The following is a 22,285-nucleotide window of genomic DNA, read 5'->3' on the forward strand; positions in this document are numbered from 1 at the left end:
CAAATGACATGAAATAAGTTATATTTTTAAATCCATTTAACATTAGCGGTTGTGTAAACATAATGTTTGGAAAATACTGGATTGTATAATTTATTAGTTGAAGGAGTTGAATTGAAACTGATTGCAATTGATTTTCTTAAATTATAATTAATCCTATCTCCAATTGATACCAATTCATCACTTTTAAATCTATCTGAGGTTTTTGCATATACCTTGAATTGAATCCGTTTTTTATCATAGTTTTGATCATATCCTAATTCAGCATATGAAATATTTACTATTTCAACAGAATATGGGATTAATAAAGTTGCCTTAAAGTGAGAGTACTCTCGATAAGTATCACTTGGATAAATTGCTAAAGCAGATGTGGATCTGCCTTCAATTACGCCATTTCGAGCAGCACCCATTGCCAATGTTAATTCCTGCTCCTGTGAGATAAAAGCAATTGATAAAATCACAACTATCACTAAAACTCCAAACAAAAATAATAGTTCAGCTGAAATTTGACCCTTATTGTCCATCATCTGATTTCAACTCCTTCAGAGGTTTTGGTGACAATATAACTTCTACCGCTTATTAGCCTATATTTTGAGTCAATATTAACTGATGGCAGCAATGTTTCACCTTTTTTATCCCCATATTCAATAATCAGTTTATTCCTTTCAACTCTTATTTCAAAATAACCCATATCACGAGTTAGTTTAACTGTTTTTGAATAACCTACCCCATTTGAGTTTACTTGAGATATCTCATTAGCCACATTATCTAAAACTATCCTATGTGCAACGCTATCTCCAATATTTAAACTCGATGAAATTGAAGCAGATGCATAAAATAGTACTCCACAAACAATAATCAAGACAATGAATAATGAAAATAAATATTCAATTGAAATAAAACCTTTATCATCCATAATTTTTAATTATTTTAACGATACATAAAGTTTACTCAAAATTAAGCTCAATTTTGATACATAAATATTAAATAATAATGTGGCTAAAAAATTATATCATGAAAGGAAAAGTAATCTTTGTTGGTGCAGGTCCAGGAGATCCTGATTTAATCACCGTTAAAGGAAGAAAAGTAATTGAAAATGCAGATGTTATTATTTATGCTGGTTCGCTTGTGAATAAAAATGTTTTGTGCCCTGCAAAAGAAGAATGTGTAATTCATAATAGTGCATATTTAAATTTAGAAGAAACTGATGAGATAATAACTGAAGCGGTTAGTCAAGGGAAGTTAGTTGCCCGTGTTCATACAGGTGATCCTTCAATTTATGGAGCGATTGGTGAGCAAATTCGTGAACTTAAAAAACACGACATTGAATATGATATTATTCCAGGAGTAAGTTCCCTATTCGGTACAGCCAGTGTACTTGAAGCTGAATTGACATTGCCTGAAATTTCTCAAAGTGTTATTATTACAAGACCTGAGGGCAGAACCCCAAAACCCTCTGGTGAAAGTCTTGCAAGCTTTTCTAAACATCATGCTACCATGTGTATCTTTTTAGGAATCGGCATGATTGACAAAGTAGTTGAGGAATTACTTGAAGGATATGAGGAAACCACTCCAGTTGCAGTTGTCAAAAAGGCAACTTGGCCAGACCAGCAAATAATTAGAGGAACCCTTCAAGATATTGCAGGAAAAGTAAAAGGTGCCAACATAACAAAAACTGCAATGATTGTAGTGGGAGATGTATTAGATCCTGGAGACTTTAATGCATCTAAGCTATATGACAAAAACTTTAAACATGAATATCGTTAAATTTTAAATCCTCAAAATTAATTTTTTGAGGCAAATTACTCCTTTTTAAATACACATTTCTTTTAATTTGTACAAACATGCCACAATATCTTTAATCTAACTTCATTTGAAGTTTATTTCAGGTTTACATTATCATCAATACCTCCACATGATTAGATACAATCAAAATATCGATATCCGATTCTCTATCTCACCTCTATCAACAGAAACAAATAATATTATATGAACAGTATCCTCTGAATTATAGAATATGAAAATTCACAAGCAAGTTCAATCTTTATATAACCACCATACCTAAAAGAAGATTTGCCATAAAATATGTGGTTTTGAAGTAAATCCAAAATGTAAATAGGATAAATTATTATTAAACCCTTCCAATGACTTTTACATCATCAAATGCATCATAATCAGATACATAAATCATAATAACTTCATCTTTAATGCCGAAGACAAATGCACATCCTTCGTTTTCATATTCAAAATAATAACCCGAATAACCCAACATTTTTGTTGGAGTGCCACCAATAGTTGATGCAACTTTCTGGCTGTTTATCCCTCCCAGGCATCCGCATAACTCCAATTTCGATGTAGTTTTCATCATTACTCCAACCCATTGCACTTGATTTTACATTTCCATCATAACTTACATCTGTTCTTGATGGTTCGGACACATAATCAACAGGCAACTGAAATTCAACATTGTCAACTTTTACAGTTTGCGTTTGGTTTAAAACAAAAGTTGAAGTTATAAAAATAGCTAATACAATTAATATAATGATAGCCAATACTATGTATTTGTTTAAAAAATTTTTATGCTTTTGAGATGCTTTTTTACCACAATTAGCGCAAAATAAAGCTTCATTTTGAAGCTCTTCACCACAGCTCTTACAATATTTTGTCATTTTATGAATATTTGTCTTTAATTTCGTTCATTAATTTTAATTTATAAAATGCAACATCCTTTGGCGCTCTTCTAAGTCCGCAATCAGGATCAAGAAGTAAATTTTCACGACCAACTATTTCAATAGCTTTTGTGACAAGTCCATCAACATCACTTTCGCTGTCAACTGTATTTACAGCAGAATCAATACACCCAAAGCCTATTTTTTTATTGGATACAAGTGATACATTTTTCTCCAAAACACTTAAATTTACATTATTTCCAGCGAATTCAAAGTCCAGAATATCAACATTAAATTTTGAAATGTCCGTAAATGCATCCTTTAAAATACCACATACATGCATTGCTAATGGCACTTCTAAACCATCATGTATGATGTCAATAGCTTCACGAGCTGTTTTCATGTCTACCATACCAGTTGACAAGAATGGCTCATCGACTTGAATATAAACAGGATTTACCTTCTTTGCAATTGCATCTACTTCAAATTTTAAACTATGTGCCATGTCAATAATAGCATCTTCCTTATTTTTATAAAAACTAGCGATTCTTGATGAGTGAACGATAGTGTTTGGACCTGTGATTATTCCCTTGATACCTTTGCCTTCAGGAATATTGCCACCATAATACTCGCCCATAACTTTTTTAGCATATAACAAGTCTTTAATAGAAATTTCCTGTATTGGATTTCTAATTTTAGAAACAATTACAGTGTTTCCATCTTCAATTTTCATTCCAGGAATAAATTCTGTGAAAATGGAAACCATATCTCCTCTAACTTGTCCATCAGAGATAATATCTACTCCGGCATCAAGTTGAGCTATTACACTATCTTTTATCGATTGTTTGAATGGATCATATAATCCAAATGATTTCATTAATTTGTCTTTAAAGTTAGAAGGGGAGTTTTCACTAATTGGAAAACTTCCAACAACTGTTGATTTCATTTTTTCTTACCGGTGTCTAATTTTCTTATTCTTTCAATTTCTTCTTCATCAATTGGCAATTCAACTACAGAAGTCCCATGGCAAGGTTTTGTGTATGGCAATAAAACTGTTCCTTTTTCATGGTCAAATCCGATTGGGATTGGTGGAATTCCAATCACACGAACTCCTAATACTTCATCACCAGGTTTAATATATACTAAATCATCTGCTTTAAACCGGATAATCATTGCACAGTCTTTAAAACCTGCTTTTGAAGCATGAATTTCATAATTATCAGATTGTTGTAAATATGTATCTAAACAAAAAGACATTTTATTCAAACTCCTTTATTGCTTTATCGAATTTGACTTTAACCGGTGAAGGATTATGGAAAGCCCTTACAGCTGCAATTTTAGCATTACTTCCGCTTTCTTCAATCATGCTAACAAATTCAGCTACTTCATCAGCATCTCTTGAGAATACTAATGCAAGAGATTTGCATTGAATGATTTGGTCAAAGGTTACAAAAAATGATGCTGCTGCATCTTTATGTACAAATCCAACTAGTAAATCATAATCCCCTTGATTAACATCACTTAAAGCTCTTTCCAAGTCGACTAATTGTAAATGATAAAAATCTTCCGGATCGGATATTTTTACTAATTTTTTAGCTGCAGGGTTTGCAGCAATTGTTACATCATAACCCATTTTTGTTAATTTATCAAATACATAAACTGCCAACGGAGTTTGTGACGGAGTCTCAGGACATCCTAATAACACCAATGCTTTCATATAACTACCTCTTATATTTATTTATGATCTTGTTTTAAGTGTAACTGCATTTGCTAAAATCAATGTACCTACAAATATAAACGTTAATAACGCCATCCCGTTAATGGATCGGTTAAATACAAACATTCCGATTAATGATTGTGCACAGAATGCAGCTAGTGCACCTGTTAACAATACCTCACGACCAAGGTATTTTTTATTATTTTTTTCTCTTTTTTCACGATACATATTCAATACTTTAAATCCAATAACCATGGTTCCAAGTACAAATACCATTAAACCAACTAATCCCAATATTCCGAAATCAAATCCATAACCAAAGATACCTGGAAGCATATAATCGATTGTATCCTTTTGGTTTACCAATATGCCGAAAAACATTGGGAATGGTAATCCAAAAAACAATACTAATTGCATTGGCAATGTAATATAACCTTCAGCAAAGGCCGTACCCTCAGCTCCCCAATAAGAAGCGTTTGCATTGTGACCAATTAATTGAATATTATTTAATACGGTTTTAATACTTGACAAAGAGTATTGTTCAATTCTTGATAATCTCAATAATGGTGAAAAGATTGTCATACCACTTACTCTTGCAACAATCTCTAGAAGTACAAATCCAACAGCAATAACGCCTAAGAATGTTAAAATTCTTTTCATTGTAAATACTGATTTTTCTCTAAATGATTTGGAAATTATCAAATATCCGAAGAACAAACCAATAACCCACAATACTAAAAAGGATCTGTGCATTAATCCACCGAATATTGTAATTCCTGCTAAAAAGAGTATTACAAATCTTCTAAGCGGCCGTATGTCTACACCCGATTCCTTCATTACTTTCAGCGATGCTAAAGCAGTAACTGCACCTAAAAGCGCAAGTGGTCCGAATGGATGTGTAAACTCCGCTTGACTTGAAGATATAATTAAAAGCGCAATATCCGCACCGAAAAGCAATGTGAAACCTCCCATTAGAAACAGGGATAAAAAGGTAACAACACTAAGTGATAATGGAATTAAGTTCAAAACAAAAATCCATGTAACAAAAATTATTATAGCTACTTCTACAATTAATTGTAAGTGGTTTTGAGCAATTAACAACATATTATAATCACAATTTTCTTTTTTTAAATTATAAAAAATGGACTGACCGGGATTTGAACCCGGGGCCTCCGCCATGCCAAGGCGACGATCTACCATCTGAGCTACCAGCCCAAAAAGATTAAACAAAATATTATATGATATGTATGTAAGTATTACTATAAATAACTATTTACCATTCTTCGCCAAATCATATAAATTATCTATAATAATTTGGAATAAATCATCTGTTTTAACATCGATTTTCTCATGTGGATTTACAATGAAATCTAGAGCTTTTTTTATAACATCATCAGTATCATGAGATCTATACATTAAAGATTTGTTAATGTAATATTGATCAACAGACAATGTTTCTCCAGGATAACAAGATATAACAGGTGTTTGCAGTATTGCAGCTTCCCGGTTCATTGTTCCACCAGCGCCAATTACTAAATCTGATTTTTTAATAATACTGGAAGTATCAACAGGTGGCTTTAAAATATGAACATTTTCAATTCCTTCAAATATTTCGGCCTGCTCCTTAAATCTTGGAAGAATCAAAATATTCGCCACATTTTTTAGCTCATCAACAATAGGTGAAAGAACAGATTTTCTACAATCCGCATCAAGATATGATGCAAGTGAAGGTTCCGGTCTCATTAAGATTGTTTTTTTATGATTTAAATTCAAATTCAAATCATTGAAAACATCATCATTATATTTAAAGCTTTTAAAGTGCATTAATTCAGAGGTACCGTCATATGGAATAATTGTATTCGGATCAGCTCCAAATTTCATTATCTTCCAAAAATCAATAATGTCCGGTGTGATAATTCTGTCACATAAAGGAAGAGTTAGTTTATTAGCTGCTAGAGCATGTTCATTGTCTAAAACATATAAACTTGGAATTCCTAAACCAAAAGTGATTCTTGGAAGTTCAATAGAGTGTTTGCTAAGGGCAACATCTACGTTTTCACCATGTATTATATCGACAAGATTATATACTCTTTGAGTACTTTCCCTTAATTTGTCATATAAGCTTACTCCATGTTTTCCAACAGAAATAAAGTCAATATCATACATTTCAAGCAATTTATGGATATCTCCAAATTGTCTTGCCGTGACAATTACATCCTCACCTTCTGATTCTAAATACTTGATTACATCTTTAAAAAATCTTACATGAGGTGCATTTGAAATATCTATCCATACTTTCATGTTACCACCTGATAAAAAATTAATTCATTGCATCTTCAATTACTTTAATAATTTCATCCAATCCAATGCCTTCTTTAAGGCTAGATTTAATTACTTTAATTTTCGGGTTCAAATTTTGAGCATCAGCAACCATTTTATCAGCATCTGCTCCAACTGCATCTGCAAGGTCAATTTTATTAATAACAACCACATCAGAAGTTTGGAAAATAATTGGGTGTTTTTCAACAGTATCATCACCTTCTGTGACACTTACAACTACAATTCTTAAATGTGAACCTAATTCAAAGTCAACCGGACAGATTAAATTACCAACATTTTCAATAATGACCATGTCTAAGTCATCTAATGGCAAATCCCCTAATCCATGCCCCACTAAATGAGCATCTAAGTGACATTCTTTACCAGTATTTAAGCCTACAACTGGAACGTTATGTTTTTCTATACGTCCTGCATCAAATTTAGAGATGACATCCCCTGCAAGAACACCAATTTTATAATCAGTATTGTCAATGATTTTTTCTACAAGAGTTGTTTTACCAGAGCCAATGGCTCCTACAAAATCAACACAGAATATTTCCTTTTCATCTAAATTTTTTAAGTTTTTATCGGCTAATTTTTTATTAGCATCCATAATGTTTTTTTCTATTTCTACATCAGCAATCATATGCATACTATCACCATTTATTCATCAGGTTTTTCTATAACAATATTTTTTACAATGATATCTTTACCATTTAAGACTTCTACACTTAGGCTGTCACATTCAGGACATTTAACAAGTGGAGCGTAATGATCACTATCATCAAGTACAGCTTCACCATTAAATCCACAATCATAACAAGTTACTGCAGCGGGAATTTCAATAAAATCAATTTCTGCATCGGCCATAATAGTGTTGTCTATTAAGACACCTAATATGAACTCCAACTGTTCTGGATTAATCATGGCTAATCTGCCAACTTCAATAGTGACTTTAGTAACTTCAGTTGCATTATTAACTTGTGCAGTATCCAGTACTGCATTAATAATACCTTGAGCCATAGATAATTCATGCATTATAATACTCCCCCATAAATAAATATTAATATAATATGTATTGTTTTATTTATTAATAAAAGTATTTAATAAACGAGTATTAATGAAGTAATACTTTAAAAAAAATCTGGAATTGGGACCTCAACTTATAAAAGTTGAGGATTTAAATTTAATAAATTATATGCTAGCAGATAGACCTATCCTTTTATTTCCCAATTCCACAGGTTGATATAATAATTTCCAAATCTGATATACCGAATAAATAGTATTATGTACTATATCAAGATAAATCTATTTCAGATGCTTCAAAGACTTTTATTTCAAGATCTGATGAAAGCAATCCTTCTATGTTCTCACCGAAATTAATAAAATGGGTTGTTTCTAAATGTTTTTGTAAAATTTCTTTTGATTGCCATTGTTCAATAAACATTAATGAATTATCACCAGTGTTTTCGAATAAATTATAATCAATATTTCCATCCTCTAATTTGGAATTTTTAATTAAATCTTGCGCAAAATCAATAACTTTAATTTTTGCAGATTTATCTTTTGGTATTGCTTTTGCTAAAACAATAATCATAATTTCACCATTATTAATTTAGAAAGATAAATCAATATTATTGAAATAGCTTAACAAAAAAAACTTTTCCAATAATACTGATTTTCATTTACTAGATTTTTAAATAATATGTAATGATAAAAATCACATAAATTCTTATTTAATCTAAATCTAATAATACAACCGGTTTAATTAAATCTTTTGGTTTTTCTTTCATTAAATACAAAGCATCTTCGATTTTATCTAGACCTTCAAATTTGTGGGTAACTAATAACTCCGGATCTTGTCTTCCCATTAACGCTAAGTCTGCAAGTCTTTCCATTCTTACAGCACCACCAGGACATAATCCATTTTTAATGTTAATGTTAGACATACCGCATCCCCATTCTACACGAGGAATTAATACATTATCTGCACCACTTAAATAATTTACATTTGAAACTGTACCACCGGCTTTTGCGGATGAAATAGCTTCATTCCAAGTGTTTTCTAAATTACCACCTGCGATAATTACAGAATCAACACCTGCCCCATTTGTTAGTTCTCTTACTTGTTCGTCGATTGGTCCTTCCTTATAGTTAATAATATCAGTTGCACCATATTTCTTTGCCACTTCTACAGATATTGGACGAGTACCGGCTGCAAATAATCTACCTGCACCTAACAATTTTGCACCTGCAATAGCGGAAAGTCCTACAGCACCAATACCAATAACCAATACACTTCCACCTAATGGAATATCAGCATTTTCAGATCCCATCATACCAGTAGACCACATATCCACCAGCATACAAGCACCTTCATCGGATAATCCATCCGGCATAAGAGCTAAATTAGCATCTGCCATATTTACATGGAATCTTTCACCAAATACTCCATCTTTAAAGTTAGAGAATTTCCAACCACCAAGAGGTTCTGTTGTTTGAGAAGGGAATCCTCTTTGAGCAGCTTCATCATCCCAGTCAGGAGTAATAGCTGGAACGATAACCCTGTCTCCTGGTTTAAATTTGGTAACTAAACTACCTACTTCAACAACTTCACCAACGGCTTCATGTCCTAAAATCATATCAGTACGTTCGCCAATAGCTCCTTCCCAAACAGTATGAATGTCTGAGGTACAAGGAGATACACAGGTAGGTTTTATAATTGCATCCATAGGTCCGCATTCAGGAACCTCTTTTTCAACCCATCCAGTTTCCCCAATTTTTTTCATTGCAAAACCTTTAAAAGTTGCCATTTTTGTCACCTCTAAATTAAAAGCCATATTTTCAATTAACAAATTTCAGTTAAATTAAATAATGACTTAATTAAATATTGGTGAATATTATTTATAAATATTTTTATTGTTTTGAATTATATAAACAAAATTTTTAATATGGGTAATTAATAATCAGGGATTTTTTAATTTTTAATAAAAATGTAAAAAATATATTATAAAATTAAATCTAATGAATATTTAATAAAATAAAAAATTTTTAAATAATGTAAAAAAATATTATAAAAAGTTAATATAATTTAAAAAAAACAATATTTTCATACTGTTGCTATTAACAACATTTAAATAATTTACAGATTAAATAAAACTTAAAGGAGAATATTATTATGAATTATAAATCAAAATTTGCTTTCGGATGTATGAGATTGCCACAAACAGACAAAGACGACCCAACATCCATTAATCAGGAATTATTCAACAAAATGGTTGATATTTATATTGAAAAAGGTTTTGACTATTTCGATACATCTTATGCTTATCATGATGGAGTTAGTGAAGTGGCTATAAGAAAAGCAGTAGTTGAAAGATATCCTCGTGAATCATTTAGAATATGTGATAAAATGCCAACATGGGCACTGACTAGCGAAGAAGATAATGATAAATTCGTAGCTATAATGCTTGAAAGGCTTGGAATTGATTACTTTGATGTATTTTTAGTCCACAACATCAACACACCATGGTTCAAATTAGCTGAATCACATGAAACATTTGAATATGTTAAAAAAATGAAAGAAAATGGAATTGCTAAAAAAATTGGTTTCAGTTTCCATGACACCTCAGATCTACTTGAAAAAGTACTAGATAAATATGCAAATATTTTAGATGTTGTCCAATTAGAATTGAACTACCTTGATTGGAAAGATCCGGCTATTGAAGCCAGCAAATGTTACGAATTGTGTGTAAAACATGGTTTAGATGTTTATGTAATGGAACCTCTAAAAGGCGGAGTTATTATAAATCCAAATGATGAAATTAAAAATGAATTTAATAAATTCAATCCAAACAAATCAATAGCCAGTTTTGCACTTAGATTTTGTGCATCTCTTGAACATGTGAAAATTGTTTTAAGCGGCATGAATAAAATGGAGGATCTACTTGATAACTGCAATACATTTGAGAATTTTGAAGTGCTGAATGATGAAGAAAGTAAATTTTTAGAAAATATTGCTTTAAAACTTAAAGAAAGTGTTGCAGTACCATGTAGTGAATGCGGATACTGCATTGATGCATGTCCTGAAATGATTCCAATTCCTGAATATTTCACATTATACAATTTAAATAAAAACCAGCCTGAATCAAACATTTACAGATTATACTTTGATAAATTAGGAGATGAAAAAGTACCTGCCGATGAATGCACATACTGTGGAACATGCCTAGATTATTGCACTCAAAAAATAGACATTCCAAAAGAGTTAGAAAATGCATGCGAACACTTTGAAGAAGGTTTTAGCCCTTATGCATGAAATCATTAGGAAACCCTCATTTTCAACTCACGAACCATTTCACCAGTTTTATTTATTTTAGAAGCTTTTTTATAATATCCTACAGCTTTAGGGAATATTCCCGAGTGATAGTATATTAAGCCCATTAGTGCAAGTGCCTCTGAGTTTCTATCATCAAAATCTAGGAGCTTTTCTAAGATTTCTGATGAAGTAGCAAGGTCGCCCTGCTCATATAAATCATAAGCTTCCTCATATAAAGTATCGATATCATCAAGGGAATTTAACTTGACAGTTTCTTTTTTATGTTTATTCGTAAGCAATGCCTCTAAGTTATTAGCCATTTCATTAGACCCATCTGAAGAGAGAGCTTTTTTTGCAAATACTAATGCAATATCTTTTTGGTCTTGTTCATACAATATTTGAGCCATTAAAGCTAATGCCTTAGCATGACGATTATCATGAGCTAAAATATTATTCAAAACATCTTTTGAAGCTGAATAATCACATTTACCATATAACTCTAAAGCTTCTCCAAATTCATCATTTTCTTCAAAAACGTCTTCCTTTAAAGAGACAGTATTGTCTGAGATTAAATCAAGCATATAATTTAGAATAAACTTTGTAGCATTTTTATGTAATGGTTTATTATCATTTCCACATTTTGGCGAGTATATGCAAGATGGACAACCACTTTGACATTGGCAATTGTTTAATAAGTCAATTGTGGAATTTAAAAGCTCGACAAATACATCAACTGCTTTTTCACAAATTCCAATTCCTCCTTCATAGCCATCATAAATAAAAATTGTAGCTTCCTGTGTGTCTTCATGATAACTAGTTGAAAGTCCACCAATATCAAACCTATCGCACATAGTATGCAATGGAAACAATCCAATTAAAGCATGTTCAGCTCCATGAAGGCCTCCTGCAAATACTTCCTCATCATTTGGAAACATGTCTTCAAGAGTATCCTTTACTTTTTTAGGTATTGTAAACCACAATCCCTTAGTATTAAACTTCAATGGAGGCAATTCCAAGGGATAGGTTCCGATTGCTTTTGAAAAGTGCATTTTTTTGTATTTGAAGTAATCTTCACTTACTGTAAGCTCTCCAAAATGAATTGTGAGATTGCCGTATTTTGTTTTTGACAATTTATTTTTAATGTTGATATCCGTTTGATTTAAAACCATTGTATGATAATCTACAGATTCTTTAGATACATTAACAAATCCGTTTTTTAAATTAACGCTATTGACCACATAGGTATCTCCTTTGTTAATTAAAATCGCCCCTTCATGAGCTTCACGGTAAACTTGTGAACGCTCCATTGTCTCCAATAATCTGCCATTATTCATTACCTTAAATTCTTCACTGGAAATTTGATCTAAAGAGTGGTCCATTGCAGGATTATCGTCATAAGGATAGATGAAGTCTCCCCTATGATTTTCATTCAAATCTTTATTTAATACTAGCTTGTCAATGACATTTTGTGAAATATCAAAATATTTCTCTGCATCTCCCCTTTGAAGAGGCAACTCTTTAGCAGCGCATAAAAGATGAGCTTCTTGTAAAATCGGATTTTTCAAATCGATAATTGCATTTTCATGAGCTTTATCAAAGAAAAACTCTGGATTATTCATAAAGTATTGATCAAGTTGATTTTCAAAGGCGATTAAAACAGCTAGAGATTTTTGAGTACTTCTTCCAGCCCTTCCTGCCTGTTGCCATGTTGAAATCATGGTTCCGGGATAACCTGATATGATAACCGCATCAAGCGAACCAATATTAATGCCCAATTCCAAAGCATTTGTACAAGTGACTCCCAAATATTTTCCACTTTTAAGACCTCTTTCAATCTCACGTCTTTCACTAGCTTGATAACCTGCACGATAAGCTGCAATTCTATGAGCCAATTTACCTTTAACTTGTATCATGTCTTTTTTAGCCCACATTGCAATTAATTCCGTTGTTTTTCTTGAAACGGTAAAACATAATGTCTGAATATTTTTCAACATCATATACATGAAGATATTTACGGTTTCCATATGTACAGATGGAGCATTTTGCGTGTTATTTTTCTTTCGAACATAATTTTTAAATGGATTATATAAAATAAAGTCCTTCTCACCACTTGGAGAAGTGTCTCTATCAACCAAGGCAAATTCCTCACCAGTTAAACGGTTAGCTAACTCTAAAGGATTTGATAATGTAGCAGAGGATAGGATAAACTGGGGATAAGCACCATAAAAATTAACTATTCTTTTTAATCTTTTAATTAAAAATGCTACATTTGAACCAAACACTCCTTTATAGTAATGTGACTCATCAATAACAATATATTTTAAGTTTTTATAAAATTTTGACCATTGATGATGCCAAGACAATATTAAATGTAGTTGATAAGGGTTTGTCAGGACGATTCTTGATTTTTCACGAATTCCTCTTTTATCCTCTCTTGGAGTATCCCCATCATAAGTCCTTGGATTGATTTTAATATCTAATTCTTCTTCAAGATTTTCCAAAATGTGCAGTTGGTCATTTGACAAAGCCTTAGCCGGATAAATATATAATGCTGTTGCATCCCTATCCTCTACCATTGTCTCCATAATGGGCAGATTAAAAGCGAGAGTTTTACCTGAAGCTGTTGGTGTTGTTATTATAACATTTTCACCATTTTGGATAGCTTTGTAAGTTTCAGCTTGGTGTTGGTATAATTTCACATCTTTTGATTTTAAGTATGAAACAATTATTTCACTTAAGTTATCCACTTTTTTAAAACTAGCCTTTTTAGCCGGTATGGTTTCGATATGGGCTATATTTTCCCTAAATCGAACATCATTTTTAAACATGTCAATATTTTCAATGTCATCCATAATATCAGCTAAAATTAAAATTAATAATTAGTATATGAATTCAATTAATATTTAAAGCTTATTATTTTAAAAAACATGTAAGTTAAAAGCAATATTTACTTAGATTAATATTTTAAACAGCTTAAGTGAAAAAAGTTAGAAGCAATATTTGCTTCTAGAGTGAACTTAAAAACAGGATATTATTCCGGCAAATATGCTGTTATTATCATATATAAATCAGTTAAATTCAGATTATGACGATTATTTACTTAAATTTCAAATACTTTCCAAACGCTCTCTCTATGATTATATAAATAAGATAATTACATAAATTAAAATAAGAGGTATAAAAAATGATTTCATATGATGAATTTGAAGACATCGTGGTGGATATACTGAAAAGGGATATCTCTTCAAATAAAAATCAGCAAAAGGCAATATTGACTGAAAGTGACAAATCATTATTTATCGTTGCAGGCCCCGGTTCTGGAAAAACAACAGTAATGGTACTTAAAATATTAAAATATATTTTTGTTGACGATATTAATCCAAATGAAATATTAGCAACAACATTTACAAGAAAAGCGGCTGAAGAATTATATTCAAGAATCCTTGGTTGGGGAGATGAAATTAAAAATTATTTACTTGACAATATTGATGATGAAAACTTCGATAACCTCCTGAAAATTGATAGGATTGATTTCAACCAAATTAAAATAGGAACAACTGATAGTGTTGCTGAGGAATTACTTAGAGATAATAAAAAACCTGGTGAAAATCAAGCAATAGTTATTGAAGAATTTGTTGCAAACTCGGCGATGATGAGAATTCTTATTGAAGATGAAACATATCGTGACGAGAAATTAGTAGAATTCCTTAAAGAATTAAGCGGCAGAGCTGAACTGAAAGAACCATCGAAAATGAGCGAAATACTCATGAAAATTAAAAATAGACTCTTCTATGACCAAGTAGACCTTGAAGAATTATATGAAAAAACCGAAAAAGGCAGCGGTCAACAATTAGCACTTGATTGTATTAAAGAATATGAAACAACTTTAAGTAAACGAAATACAATTGATTTTGCAATGTTAGAATCACTGTTTTTAAATAAATTAAAAAATGGAGAGTTAGAACTCTTTTTAAATGAAGTTAAAATTGTTTTAATAGATGAATATCAGGACACTAACCTTATTCAAGAGGACATTTACTTTACAATAGCAAAAAGGGCTCTTGAAAATAATGGAAACATCACTGTAGTAGGTGATGATGACCAATCCCTATATCGTTTTAGAGGAGCAACAGTGGATTTGTTCACAAACTATCAAAAACGTATTAAAGAAAGATTAGGAATTGATGTTGAAGAAATCAACCTTCAAACCAATTACCGTTCAACAGAAAATATTATTGCCCATTGCAATCAATTTGCAGAACTAGATAGGGAATATCAAAATGCCCGAGTAGAGAATAAACCTAAAATTATAGCTCCCGATTTTGAAAAGGACAGAATGCCGATTTTGGGAATGTTTAGAAACAATCCTGAAATGCTATCAATGGATCTGGCAAAACTTATAAACAACCTTGTAAATAAAGGAGAAGCTGAATTAAAAGTTCTGCAAGTTTTAAATAAAGAGTATTATGAGAAAATGGATGGTGCAATAAACATTGCTCAGCTTCAACAGTTGAAAAATGAAAATCTAGCAAAAGGAAAGGAAATGGAAAAAATAAGACTTAAGCTAGATAAGGATTATGGTTCTGCAGCCGACATCGCTATTTTATCATTTTCTCCAAAAGAAATTCAATATGGGAATAGGTCATTTCTCTATCAACTGAGAAAAAATCTTAAAAGATTTAAAAATCCCATTGAAATGTTTAACCCAAGAGGACTTGACCTTCAAGAGATTGATAATGTTGGAATCTTCTGTGGTTTAATACTTGAATGTATTGATCCTGAAGCAGAAATCCAGTCAAATGATAAAACAATTCCAAAGTTAGCTATAAGAAATATGAACATATGGCGAGTTAAAGCTAGAGAGTATATTAAATTAAACCCAGAACCTCGCAGTCCAATTACATTATCTGAATTTGTTACCTACTGGCAACTTAGAAGACCTAGAGGACACGACAGATGGCCTAAAACCGCTAGCTTAATGGAACTTGCATATAAACTGACAACATGGATTGAAGAATTACAAGATGATGTTGAAGGGATTGTATATCTCGAAGCAATAACCAAATCAATCACCCAAACTGGATTTTTCAATGATTATCACTCAAATATATCATTTAGAAATAAAAAACAAGAAAGAGATTCTATTCTGGAAGCATTATGGAACATATTTATTCCTCTTTCAACAGGAGGAATCAGTATTGATGAATCTTTACTTGAAACGTTACCTGAAGATAGGATAAATGTATTGTCGATTCATCAATCAAAAGGACTGGAATTCCCATTAGTTATTGTTGATGTGGGATCTAAATTTAAAAAGAACGACATTGGAACTCAGAATTTGAGATTCCCCAAATCCAAAAAAGAAAAAATAACTATTGAAGATGCAATTAGAAAGCACAGCTCACTTGGAGCAAACCCCAGAAGTGAAAAAGATAGGTCATTTGACGATCTAATAAGATTATACTTTGTTGCATTTTCAAGAGCAGAAAGTGTATTGTTGCTAGTTGGACTTAATCCAGCAATTCAAGGATATGAAAAAGGAAACAATCACTTTGATATTCCAAATATCGCCCTTGGATGGAGCAGAGATGAAAAATACATTGGATTTAATGAAATATATTTAGTTTAAGGTGATAGAGTGAAATTACCATCAAAATTAAAACCCTATAAGATACCAGAATACAGTTTAACAGGAGATTTGCTTTCATTTTTAACTTGTAATCTGCAATATCGCTATCAAAATAAAGGAACGCTTCCCCCTTCAAAACCTGTCCAAAGATGGTTTGGAGAATTTATTCATGGAGTGCTTGAGGAAGCATTTCTTGAATGGAAATATAAACAGAATTCATTTCCATGGGATTGGAAAGAAGATATAAGGCCTATTGAGGAACAAATTGATTTGAGATTGCAAGTTAGAGGCCTATACTCTTACGATGAGGATTTGTTTTTCAGTAAAGCAAATCATCCGGAAGTAGATGACTTAAATGAACATGACCATAAAAAATTAGCCAGCGCAAGAGCTGAAAGAGCCATTAACGTTTGGGGAAAAGACTTGTTCCCCTTAATTGATTCATCAGAGCTTTTAATCAAAGGCATTAGAAAGATGCCCAATTATAATGAAAAAACAAGCAGATCCAATTATTATGGGATTAATGGTGTTGTAGATGTTTTGACATCAATGAAAATCAATGATTTAGAGCAAAGCAATCTGGATAATTTCAACAACACAATTATTGAATTTCTTAAAAAAGACCCCAGTTTCCAAAAGAACACATCACAACATGGCGATATTGAGGATTATGAGATAATTATTGACTATAAAGGAATGAAAAGACCTCCAACAATAATGAATGATTCTAAAGCTGAAGATAAATGGGAAACTCATAAACAACAAATTCTAACTTATTCCTGGCTTAGATCTAAACAAGAAGATGCAAAACCCATTGTTGCCGGGATTATTTTTTATTTAAATGAACTTGTTCCGTCAAAAGAGGATTTGGCTTTAATTAAAGAAGAACTTAAAAATGATCTAACTGATGTTGGAGCTGAATTTGAAAGTGATGTTGAGCTAATCCTAAACTGGCAGGAAGATGATAAAGCTCCCGATTTAAGTGATGAATTCAAAATCAATAGGTCCATAAGGATTATTAATGTCAATGAAAAGGAAAAGGATTATGCTCTTGTGAAGTTTGATAGTGTTGTAGCGGATATTGAAGATTCATTAATCAGAGAAATGAAAGGTTGTAGAATTCAAGAGGCCTGGAAAGCAGATTCAGACAAAAGAACCTGCAGCGCATGCGATTTCAGGACTTTCTGTAAAAATAACAGTGTTAAAACGAAAGATATTAAAATTCCATAATCTATAAATTGTAACAGTGAGTGATTGTATGACTAATAATTTAGAAAAAAATCGAAAATACTGTGAAATAATCGAAAGCAAAATTAAACTCGATGCAAAACCAGTAGCAATGAAATTGATTAAAACCAAAGCAGACCTTCCTGAAGGTTATGATTTAATTGATGAAAAAATCAGACACTGCGAAATGGTTAGAAAAGCATCATTAGGCAATAAATTCTACTCAACAATTAATGAGCAATTATGTCTAGGTGGAGCAGGAGCTATTGGACTTAGAGATATGCCTGAAAAATTAGCAAATGGTGAAAAATACTTTTCATTAGGCAGATTTCAAGATTTAAAAACCGCTAAAAAGCTCACTCACAAACTTTCAATTATTAAAGATTTAAGTTGGGCTATGGTTTATGCCCCTTTAGATGAAGCTAGTTTCGAACCAGACGTTATTCAAATCATTACCGAACCTGTTGGTGGAATGAAACTTGCACAAAGTATAGTTTATAAAACTGGAGAAAAAATTACATCATCCTTTGCAGGTATTCAATCATTATGTGGCGATGCATTTGCAAATCCATACTTAGACAATGGAATTAATTTCACGTTAGGTTGTGACGGTTCTAGAAAGGCAGCAGATATTAAAGATGAGGAAATAACAGTTGGCATCAGTAAAGCTAAAATCGAAGAGGTCATTTCTGGCCTTGAATCAATCTAAAAGAGTTAAATAATCATCATAATGATTAATATTTAATAACTCTTTTTCATTTTTTTCTTTTATTCCATAAAACTCATATCCATCCTCAAATATTTTGTGCAAAATTGGATTTAAATTGTCGTTCTCGTTTTCTAAATAATCCATTAGATTTTCTCTAGGTGCTACAAAGGGCATGCCCAATCCCTCAGCAGTATCAAGTAATCCGGTTTTTCTTCTTCTCAAAATAGATATTGTTTTATAAGGATCATCTGAGTTTTGAGATACTTCAATCATTTTTCTAAAAGTCTCGGTTGACACTGTTGGTTGGTCTCCAGTAATGCACAATGCAAAATCAGAAGTGGTGCTTGATAAACCATTGAATAATGAGATTGACAGACCCACATCAACTGGATTGTTTTCTATGAATTTCACCTTATCTTTGTAATTATCAAAAATAGCGTCTTTTATTTCACTAGCATAATGACCAAGTACTACAATACATTCATCAATATCCAAGGATAATGCATTATCAATTGTCGTTTCTATAATCGTTTTATTATTGAATGGTAAAATTAGCTTATTAGTTATTTTAAGACCACGTGAAAGTTGGTCATCCCTCATTCGAGAATTCCTGCCTGCAGCAGTAATAATTGTTGAAATTGACATGAAAAAGAAAAAAAATAAGATATATTGATTATTTGACATATCTTATAATTTGGGCATAAATACCCATTCCAGTTCCTGAACCTTCAGTCCACATGTTGATTTTAACCGGATAATCATGATTATTATAAACAGTGATACCTTGAGCCGGATTAAAACCAAACAATACTGTATCTTCATCCCAAGTCATACCTACCGGCAAATCAAATCCTTCAGCAGTTACAGCTGCTCTTAAAGCTCTTGCAGATGGGCAAACTCCATGGGCTGCACTTCCGCCAGGTGCTGAAGCATCGCTTGCAGATTCAAAGTAAACATAATCTTTACCACTTGAAGTTGAATTAGGAGGAATTACAGTTCCATTCCATGCATTAACGAATTGTCTTGCATTAATTTCCCTTGCACCATCCCCATATTCAGGGTGAGAACCTAAACTAGTACCGTAAACTTCACCGGCCTCTTCAGTGTAATTTCCAGCATATAATAAAATTGGAGATCCTGTCGGATATTCAGAAGCATAATCCACTGTACTTTGACCAAAAATCTTAGGAACATCCTGAGAAGTAATATTATTTCTTCCATCAGAAAGATCAACCATTCCTTTCTCTAATGTAAATGTGGAACCAACCACAGCATCATAATTATACCAGCTAGCTATTGTAGAAGCATTATAATACTCATTACTATAATCTAAATTTTTAATTTCCCCAACAGGGACAGATTTGATTTTTGTACCATTTTCATAAACATCCACACCGGATTCTGTTTTTTTTAACCATTTATATGGAGCACTGTAAGCCCATACATAATCATCTGGTTTTTTTACAACTAACTTATCTCCAGAATAAGTTAAAAATCCGGGACCCTCAACATCTACTACATTTCCGTAAGAATCAATACCCTCTCCTGAAACAGTTGTAAAATCAAATGGAACCGCTCCTGTTGTAAATGACATCAATAGACCTTTTAGATCAAATGTTTGAAGTTGATGGGTTAAAAATCCTATATTGGAAGCTAGTGGAACCTCAACAGGATATGTTGTACCGACTATAGATTGATTTTCAAACATGGATTGACCAATAGGAAGATTATAATTTTCAGCTACGGACGCTGCAGTATAATTAGCACTTGCAGAATTGAAAACTGCAAGAAAAACACACAAAACAATTAATGATATAAATATTGCAATAGAAATTTTTCTCCAACTACGACTCATTTAATACACCCAATAAGAATACATTAATGTTAATATATAAAAACTATTATAAAAAGGTTTTTAAAAGGTCAAAGTTTCTCAGAAATTTCTTTAACCCTTTCTTGTATTTCAATAATGACATTTTGACCATTACCTCCGATTAAAATAGCTTCTTCATGAGAATACTCTGCAATCAATCCTATAATTTGGTCAAGAGTATTTACAGTAATAATATTTCCCATGTAACCTAAGGAGTTAAGTCGATAAATTGCCATGTCCAATGTATCATCAAGACCAGGGAACAATACAATGACTTCAGGATTATATTTAACTGCAACATCTAAAATATCAAGACGGTGAAATTCATTATTTCTTGGAGTGCCAATAAATAAAGCATAAAAATCTTTTTCAGCTAAAACAGAAGCCAAAGCATCTGAATTATCTGTTTTACCAACATAAACAGCAGCATCATTAATTTTATAAACATCCAATCTGCCTTCAACAGCCTCAAAATTAGCAAGTGCTGATTTAATTACCTCTTTAGATATCTTAAGTTCACGGGCAATGGCAGTTGCAAGACCTGCATTAAGCAAATTAAATTTACCAATTAACTTTAATTCATCCTGATAAGTAAAATAAGAAATTGAATCCCTTGCAGCTTCTTTAAAATCAGAATTGAAATCTTGATTAAATGCTGTAAATATTGTTTTGTCCTTAAAAAATCTAACAAGAGAATTTTTGTAATTGGCAATAGTTTTGTGAACATCCATGTGATCATTGCCAATATTGGTCAAACCCACCATATCAAAGTCAAAACAATAATCAGCAAAATCCAAGGTCATATCACAAACTTCAACTAGTAAGATATCATAATCTCCTTCTTGAGCTTCCAAAATCAAATCATAATATCCTGAAAAACCTCCTCCTCCGTTTCCACCAATTAATACTTTGCGACCGGCATTTTCCAAAATACTTTTAATCATATGGACAGTGGTGGTTTTACCATTAGTGCCTGTTATTCCAATAGTGAAAATATCTTTGTGCCTATCTAAAACATCACTCAATAATTGCCCATTTTTCAATAGCTTATTAGCAAAAGAGCCTCCAAACATGCTAGGGCTAAAAGCTATTGCATCACATTCTTCAATAGCATATGAATTTGTGAAACCTAAATCAACAGTTATTTTATCTCCTACGATAGAAACTGTTTGTTTATCATCAATCATGTTCATGTCTAAAACTGGCAAATTCAAACCATTCAAATCAACATGAATATTTAAATCAGTAGCATAAACTTCCCAACCATGTTGTAAAAGAGAATTTACAGCTTTTTTTCCTTCAACACCTAATCCGATTACTGCTGCTTTCATAAAAAATAATTCCTTATATAATTCTATTATAATCTTAAATTTTAAAACTAATAAATATTTTTATACCATAATATTATATACATAAGCAAGGTGTTTTAAATGTTTGAAGATGATAAAGACGATAAAATTTACAATTTAATTATTACACAAGGCATTGATAAAAATAATGAATACGGACAATTTAGAGAAAGACTTTATTCAAAAGTGGATTTTAAATGGAAAGAATCGATGTCCGGCTCATACTCAAGTGCTGGAGAAGAATTTTATAAAAAAGTAGATAGGATAATCATGTTATCCGGCCTTTACAATGACAATAAAGAGATGTTTGAAGATTTGCTTAAGGCAAGCAGAGAATATGAAATTCCAATTGTTCTTGTTAGACCATATGGAGTAGAAGAAGTTCCAGAAAAATTAGAAGAAAATGCAGCTACAATTGTTGGATGGAACGCCAATTGTATCCTGGATTCAATTAAAGATGCACCAGAAACAATGTAGA

The 22,285-nt window shown here is 31.8% G+C and carries 22 protein-coding genes, 1 tRNA gene and 1 pseudogene; 6 read left to right on the forward strand and 18 right to left on the reverse strand.

Going from position 1 to position 22,285, the window contains the following annotated elements:
- Nucleotides 1–26: 26 nt before the first annotated feature.
- Together Q9969_RS02710 and Q9969_RS02715 are read right to left on the reverse strand one after the other, a co-directional pair.
- Complete coding sequence (locus Q9969_RS02710; RefSeq protein WP_305513926.1) at nucleotides 27–524, reverse strand: class III signal peptide-containing protein; 498 nt, start codon at nucleotides 522–524, stop codon at nucleotides 27–29.
- The gene (locus Q9969_RS02715) at nucleotides 521–913 is read right to left on the reverse strand and encodes a hypothetical protein (protein ID WP_305513924.1); all 393 of its coding nucleotides are present in this window, start codon (nucleotides 911–913) and stop codon (nucleotides 521–523) included. The genes Q9969_RS02710 and Q9969_RS02715 overlap by 4 nt, the downstream gene beginning before the upstream one ends.
- Nucleotides 914–1,011: 98 nt before the next feature.
- On the opposite strand from Q9969_RS02715, the gene cobM reads away from it, so the two are divergent.
- Entirely contained in the window at nucleotides 1,012–1,764 is a 753-nt protein-coding gene (gene cobM / locus Q9969_RS02720; protein ID WP_305513922.1) for a precorrin-4 C(11)-methyltransferase, read from the forward strand.
- A gap of 364 nt (nucleotides 1,765–2,128) precedes the next feature.
- On the opposite strand, the gene Q9969_RS02725 is transcribed toward cobM, so the two are convergent.
- From Q9969_RS02725 to Q9969_RS02780, 12 genes are all read right to left on the reverse strand, one after another.
- A complete protein-coding gene (locus tag Q9969_RS02725; RefSeq protein WP_305513920.1) occupies nucleotides 2,129–2,269 on the reverse strand; it encodes a hypothetical protein in 141 nt (46 codons plus the stop codon).
- Entirely contained in the window at nucleotides 2,241–2,666 is a 426-nt protein-coding gene (locus Q9969_RS02730) for a zinc ribbon domain-containing protein (protein WP_305554239.1), read from the reverse strand. Before Q9969_RS02730 ends, Q9969_RS02725 begins: the two co-directional genes overlap by 29 nt.
- Nucleotide 2,667: 1 nt before the next feature.
- Complete coding sequence (locus tag Q9969_RS02735) at nucleotides 2,668–3,612, reverse strand: methionine synthase (protein ID WP_305513916.1); 945 nt, start codon at nucleotides 3,610–3,612, stop codon at nucleotides 2,668–2,670.
- Nucleotides 3,609–3,923 carry a DUF1894 domain-containing protein gene (locus Q9969_RS02740; RefSeq protein ID WP_305513914.1) on the reverse strand — a complete coding sequence of 105 codons (315 nt, stop codon included), beginning with the start codon at nucleotides 3,921–3,923 and terminating at the stop codon, nucleotides 3,609–3,611. Before Q9969_RS02740 ends, Q9969_RS02735 begins: the two co-directional genes overlap by 4 nt.
- 1 nt (nucleotide 3,924) lies before the next feature.
- On the reverse strand, nucleotides 3,925–4,383 hold the full coding sequence (locus tag Q9969_RS02745) for a DUF1890 domain-containing protein (protein WP_305513911.1): 459 nt from the start codon (nucleotides 4,381–4,383) through the stop codon (nucleotides 3,925–3,927).
- Between the two features lie 21 nt (nucleotides 4,384–4,404).
- Complete coding sequence (locus tag Q9969_RS02750; RefSeq protein WP_305513909.1) at nucleotides 4,405–5,487, reverse strand: hypothetical protein; 1,083 nt, start codon at nucleotides 5,485–5,487, stop codon at nucleotides 4,405–4,407.
- Nucleotides 5,488–5,525: 38 nt separating this feature from the next.
- Nucleotides 5,526–5,598: transfer RNA gene (locus Q9969_RS02755), tRNA-Ala, on the reverse strand.
- 54 nt (nucleotides 5,599–5,652) lie between these two features.
- A complete protein-coding gene (locus tag Q9969_RS02760; RefSeq protein ID WP_305554242.1) occupies nucleotides 5,653–6,684 on the reverse strand; it encodes a DUF354 domain-containing protein in 1,032 nt (343 codons plus the stop codon).
- A gap of 19 nt (nucleotides 6,685–6,703) precedes the next feature.
- A complete protein-coding gene (gene hypB / locus Q9969_RS02765; protein WP_305554245.1) occupies nucleotides 6,704–7,354 on the reverse strand; it encodes a hydrogenase nickel incorporation protein HypB in 651 nt (216 codons plus the stop codon).
- 11 nt (nucleotides 7,355–7,365) lie between these two features.
- Nucleotides 7,366–7,740 carry a hydrogenase maturation nickel metallochaperone HypA gene (gene hypA, locus Q9969_RS02770; RefSeq protein ID WP_305554248.1) on the reverse strand — a complete coding sequence of 125 codons (375 nt, stop codon included), beginning with the start codon at nucleotides 7,738–7,740 and terminating at the stop codon, nucleotides 7,366–7,368.
- 259 nt (nucleotides 7,741–7,999) lie between these two features.
- Nucleotides 8,000–8,299: a putative quinol monooxygenase gene (locus Q9969_RS02775; RefSeq protein WP_305554250.1), complete on the reverse strand. Its 300-nt coding sequence runs from the start codon at nucleotides 8,297–8,299 to the stop codon at nucleotides 8,000–8,002.
- A gap of 139 nt (nucleotides 8,300–8,438) precedes the next feature.
- Entirely contained in the window at nucleotides 8,439–9,515 is a 1,077-nt protein-coding gene (locus Q9969_RS02780; RefSeq protein ID WP_305513900.1) for an NAD(P)-dependent alcohol dehydrogenase, read from the reverse strand.
- Between the two features lie 365 nt (nucleotides 9,516–9,880).
- On the opposite strand from Q9969_RS02780, the gene Q9969_RS02785 reads away from it, so the two are divergent.
- Nucleotides 9,881–11,020 carry an aldo/keto reductase gene (locus Q9969_RS02785; protein ID WP_305513898.1) on the forward strand — a complete coding sequence of 380 codons (1,140 nt, stop codon included), beginning with the start codon at nucleotides 9,881–9,883 and terminating at the stop codon, nucleotides 11,018–11,020.
- Nucleotides 11,021–11,325: 305 nt separating this feature from the next.
- On the opposite strand, the pseudogene Q9969_RS02790 reads toward Q9969_RS02785, so the two are convergent.
- Nucleotides 11,326–13,872 (reverse strand): annotated as a pseudogene (locus tag Q9969_RS02790) (DEAD/DEAH box helicase); the annotation flags it as partial.
- A 332-nt stretch (nucleotides 13,873–14,204) separates the two neighbouring features.
- Between Q9969_RS02790 and Q9969_RS02795 the strand changes: the two are divergent.
- Genes Q9969_RS02795 through Q9969_RS02805 form a run of 3 tightly spaced genes read left to right on the forward strand, consistent with a single transcriptional unit; the run spans nucleotide 14,205 to nucleotide 18,585 of the window.
- On the forward strand, nucleotides 14,205–16,649 hold the full coding sequence (locus Q9969_RS02795) for a DEAD/DEAH box helicase (RefSeq protein WP_305554256.1): 2,445 nt from the start codon (nucleotides 14,205–14,207) through the stop codon (nucleotides 16,647–16,649).
- A gap of 9 nt (nucleotides 16,650–16,658) precedes the next feature.
- Nucleotides 16,659–17,879, forward strand: coding sequence for a PD-(D/E)XK nuclease family protein (locus Q9969_RS02800; protein ID WP_305554259.1), 1,221 nt, complete (start codon nucleotides 16,659–16,661; stop codon nucleotides 17,877–17,879).
- A gap of 28 nt (nucleotides 17,880–17,907) precedes the next feature.
- Entirely contained in the window at nucleotides 17,908–18,585 is a 678-nt protein-coding gene (locus tag Q9969_RS02805; RefSeq protein WP_305513890.1) for a DUF169 domain-containing protein, read from the forward strand.
- On the opposite strand, the gene Q9969_RS02810 is transcribed toward Q9969_RS02805, so the two are convergent.
- From Q9969_RS02810 to Q9969_RS02820, 3 genes are all read right to left on the reverse strand, one after another.
- Entirely contained in the window at nucleotides 18,577–19,230 is a 654-nt protein-coding gene (locus tag Q9969_RS02810; protein ID WP_305513889.1) for an NTP transferase domain-containing protein, read from the reverse strand. The genes Q9969_RS02805 and Q9969_RS02810 overlap by 9 nt on opposite strands.
- A 28-nt stretch (nucleotides 19,231–19,258) precedes the next feature.
- Complete coding sequence (locus tag Q9969_RS02815) at nucleotides 19,259–20,440, reverse strand: hypothetical protein (RefSeq protein WP_305554262.1); 1,182 nt, start codon at nucleotides 20,438–20,440, stop codon at nucleotides 19,259–19,261.
- A 68-nt stretch (nucleotides 20,441–20,508) separates the two neighbouring features.
- Nucleotides 20,509–21,789, reverse strand: coding sequence for a Mur ligase family protein (locus Q9969_RS02820; protein ID WP_305513887.1), 1,281 nt, complete (start codon nucleotides 21,787–21,789; stop codon nucleotides 20,509–20,511).
- 99 nt (nucleotides 21,790–21,888) lie between these two features.
- Between Q9969_RS02820 and Q9969_RS02825 the strand changes: the two genes are divergently transcribed.
- Nucleotides 21,889–22,284: a nuclease gene (locus Q9969_RS02825; RefSeq protein ID WP_305513885.1), complete on the forward strand. Its 396-nt coding sequence runs from the start codon at nucleotides 21,889–21,891 to the stop codon at nucleotides 22,282–22,284.
- Nucleotide 22,285 lies beyond the last annotated feature (1 nt).

It is taken from the genome of Methanobrevibacter sp. V74 (genome assembly GCF_963082495.1).
In the GTDB taxonomy this organism is placed as follows: Archaea; Methanobacteriota; Methanobacteria; order Methanobacteriales; family Methanobacteriaceae; genus Methanocatella.

What these genes read in the sequence shown, in the direction of transcription:
- Q9969_RS02710 (WP_305513926.1), bottom strand. Translation starts at nt 524, where the DNA reads ATGATGGACAATAAGGGTCAAATTTCAGCTGAACTATTATTTTTGTTT.
- Q9969_RS02715 (WP_305513924.1), bottom strand. Translation starts at nt 913, where the DNA reads ATGGATGATAAAGGTTTTATTTCAATTGAATATTTATTTTCATTATTC.
- cobM (WP_305513922.1), top strand. Translation starts at nt 1,012, where the DNA reads ATGAAAGGAAAAGTAATCTTTGTTGGTGCAGGTCCAGGAGATCCTGAT.
- Q9969_RS02725 (WP_305513920.1), bottom strand. Translation starts at nt 2,269, where the DNA reads ATGTTGGGTTATTCGGGTTATTATTTTGAATATGAAAACGAAGGATGT.
- Q9969_RS02730 (WP_305554239.1), bottom strand. Translation starts at nt 2,666, where the DNA reads ATGACAAAATATTGTAAGAGCTGTGGTGAAGAGCTTCAAAATGAAGCT.
- Q9969_RS02735 (WP_305513916.1), bottom strand. Translation starts at nt 3,612, where the DNA reads ATGAAATCAACAGTTGTTGGAAGTTTTCCAATTAGTGAAAACTCCCCT.
- Q9969_RS02740 (WP_305513914.1), bottom strand. Translation starts at nt 3,923, where the DNA reads ATGTCTTTTTGTTTAGATACATATTTACAACAATCTGATAATTATGAA.
- Q9969_RS02745 (WP_305513911.1), bottom strand. Translation starts at nt 4,383, where the DNA reads ATGAAAGCATTGGTGTTATTAGGATGTCCTGAGACTCCGTCACAAACT.
- Q9969_RS02750 (WP_305513909.1), bottom strand. Translation starts at nt 5,487, where the DNA reads ATGTTGTTAATTGCTCAAAACCACTTACAATTAATTGTAGAAGTAGCT.
- Q9969_RS02760 (WP_305554242.1), bottom strand. Translation starts at nt 6,684, where the DNA reads ATGAAAGTATGGATAGATATTTCAAATGCACCTCATGTAAGATTTTTT.
- hypB (WP_305554245.1), bottom strand. Translation starts at nt 7,354, where the DNA reads ATGCATATGATTGCTGATGTAGAAATAGAAAAAAACATTATGGATGCT.
- hypA (WP_305554248.1), bottom strand. Translation starts at nt 7,740, where the DNA reads ATGCATGAATTATCTATGGCTCAAGGTATTATTAATGCAGTACTGGAT.
- Q9969_RS02775 (WP_305554250.1), bottom strand. Translation starts at nt 8,299, where the DNA reads ATGATTATTGTTTTAGCAAAAGCAATACCAAAAGATAAATCTGCAAAA.
- Q9969_RS02780 (WP_305513900.1), bottom strand. Translation starts at nt 9,515, where the DNA reads ATGGCAACTTTTAAAGGTTTTGCAATGAAAAAAATTGGGGAAACTGGA.
- Q9969_RS02785 (WP_305513898.1), top strand. Translation starts at nt 9,881, where the DNA reads ATGAATTATAAATCAAAATTTGCTTTCGGATGTATGAGATTGCCACAA.
- Q9969_RS02795 (WP_305554256.1), top strand. Translation starts at nt 14,205, where the DNA reads ATGATTTCATATGATGAATTTGAAGACATCGTGGTGGATATACTGAAA.
- Q9969_RS02805 (WP_305513890.1), top strand. Translation starts at nt 17,908, where the DNA reads ATGACTAATAATTTAGAAAAAAATCGAAAATACTGTGAAATAATCGAA.
- Q9969_RS02810 (WP_305513889.1), bottom strand. Translation starts at nt 19,230, where the DNA reads ATGTCAATTTCAACAATTATTACTGCTGCAGGCAGGAATTCTCGAATG.
- Q9969_RS02815 (WP_305554262.1), bottom strand. Translation starts at nt 20,440, where the DNA reads ATGAGTCGTAGTTGGAGAAAAATTTCTATTGCAATATTTATATCATTA.
- Q9969_RS02820 (WP_305513887.1), bottom strand. Translation starts at nt 21,789, where the DNA reads ATGAAAGCAGCAGTAATCGGATTAGGTGTTGAAGGAAAAAAAGCTGTA.
- Q9969_RS02825 (WP_305513885.1), top strand. Translation starts at nt 21,889, where the DNA reads ATGTTTGAAGATGATAAAGACGATAAAATTTACAATTTAATTATTACA.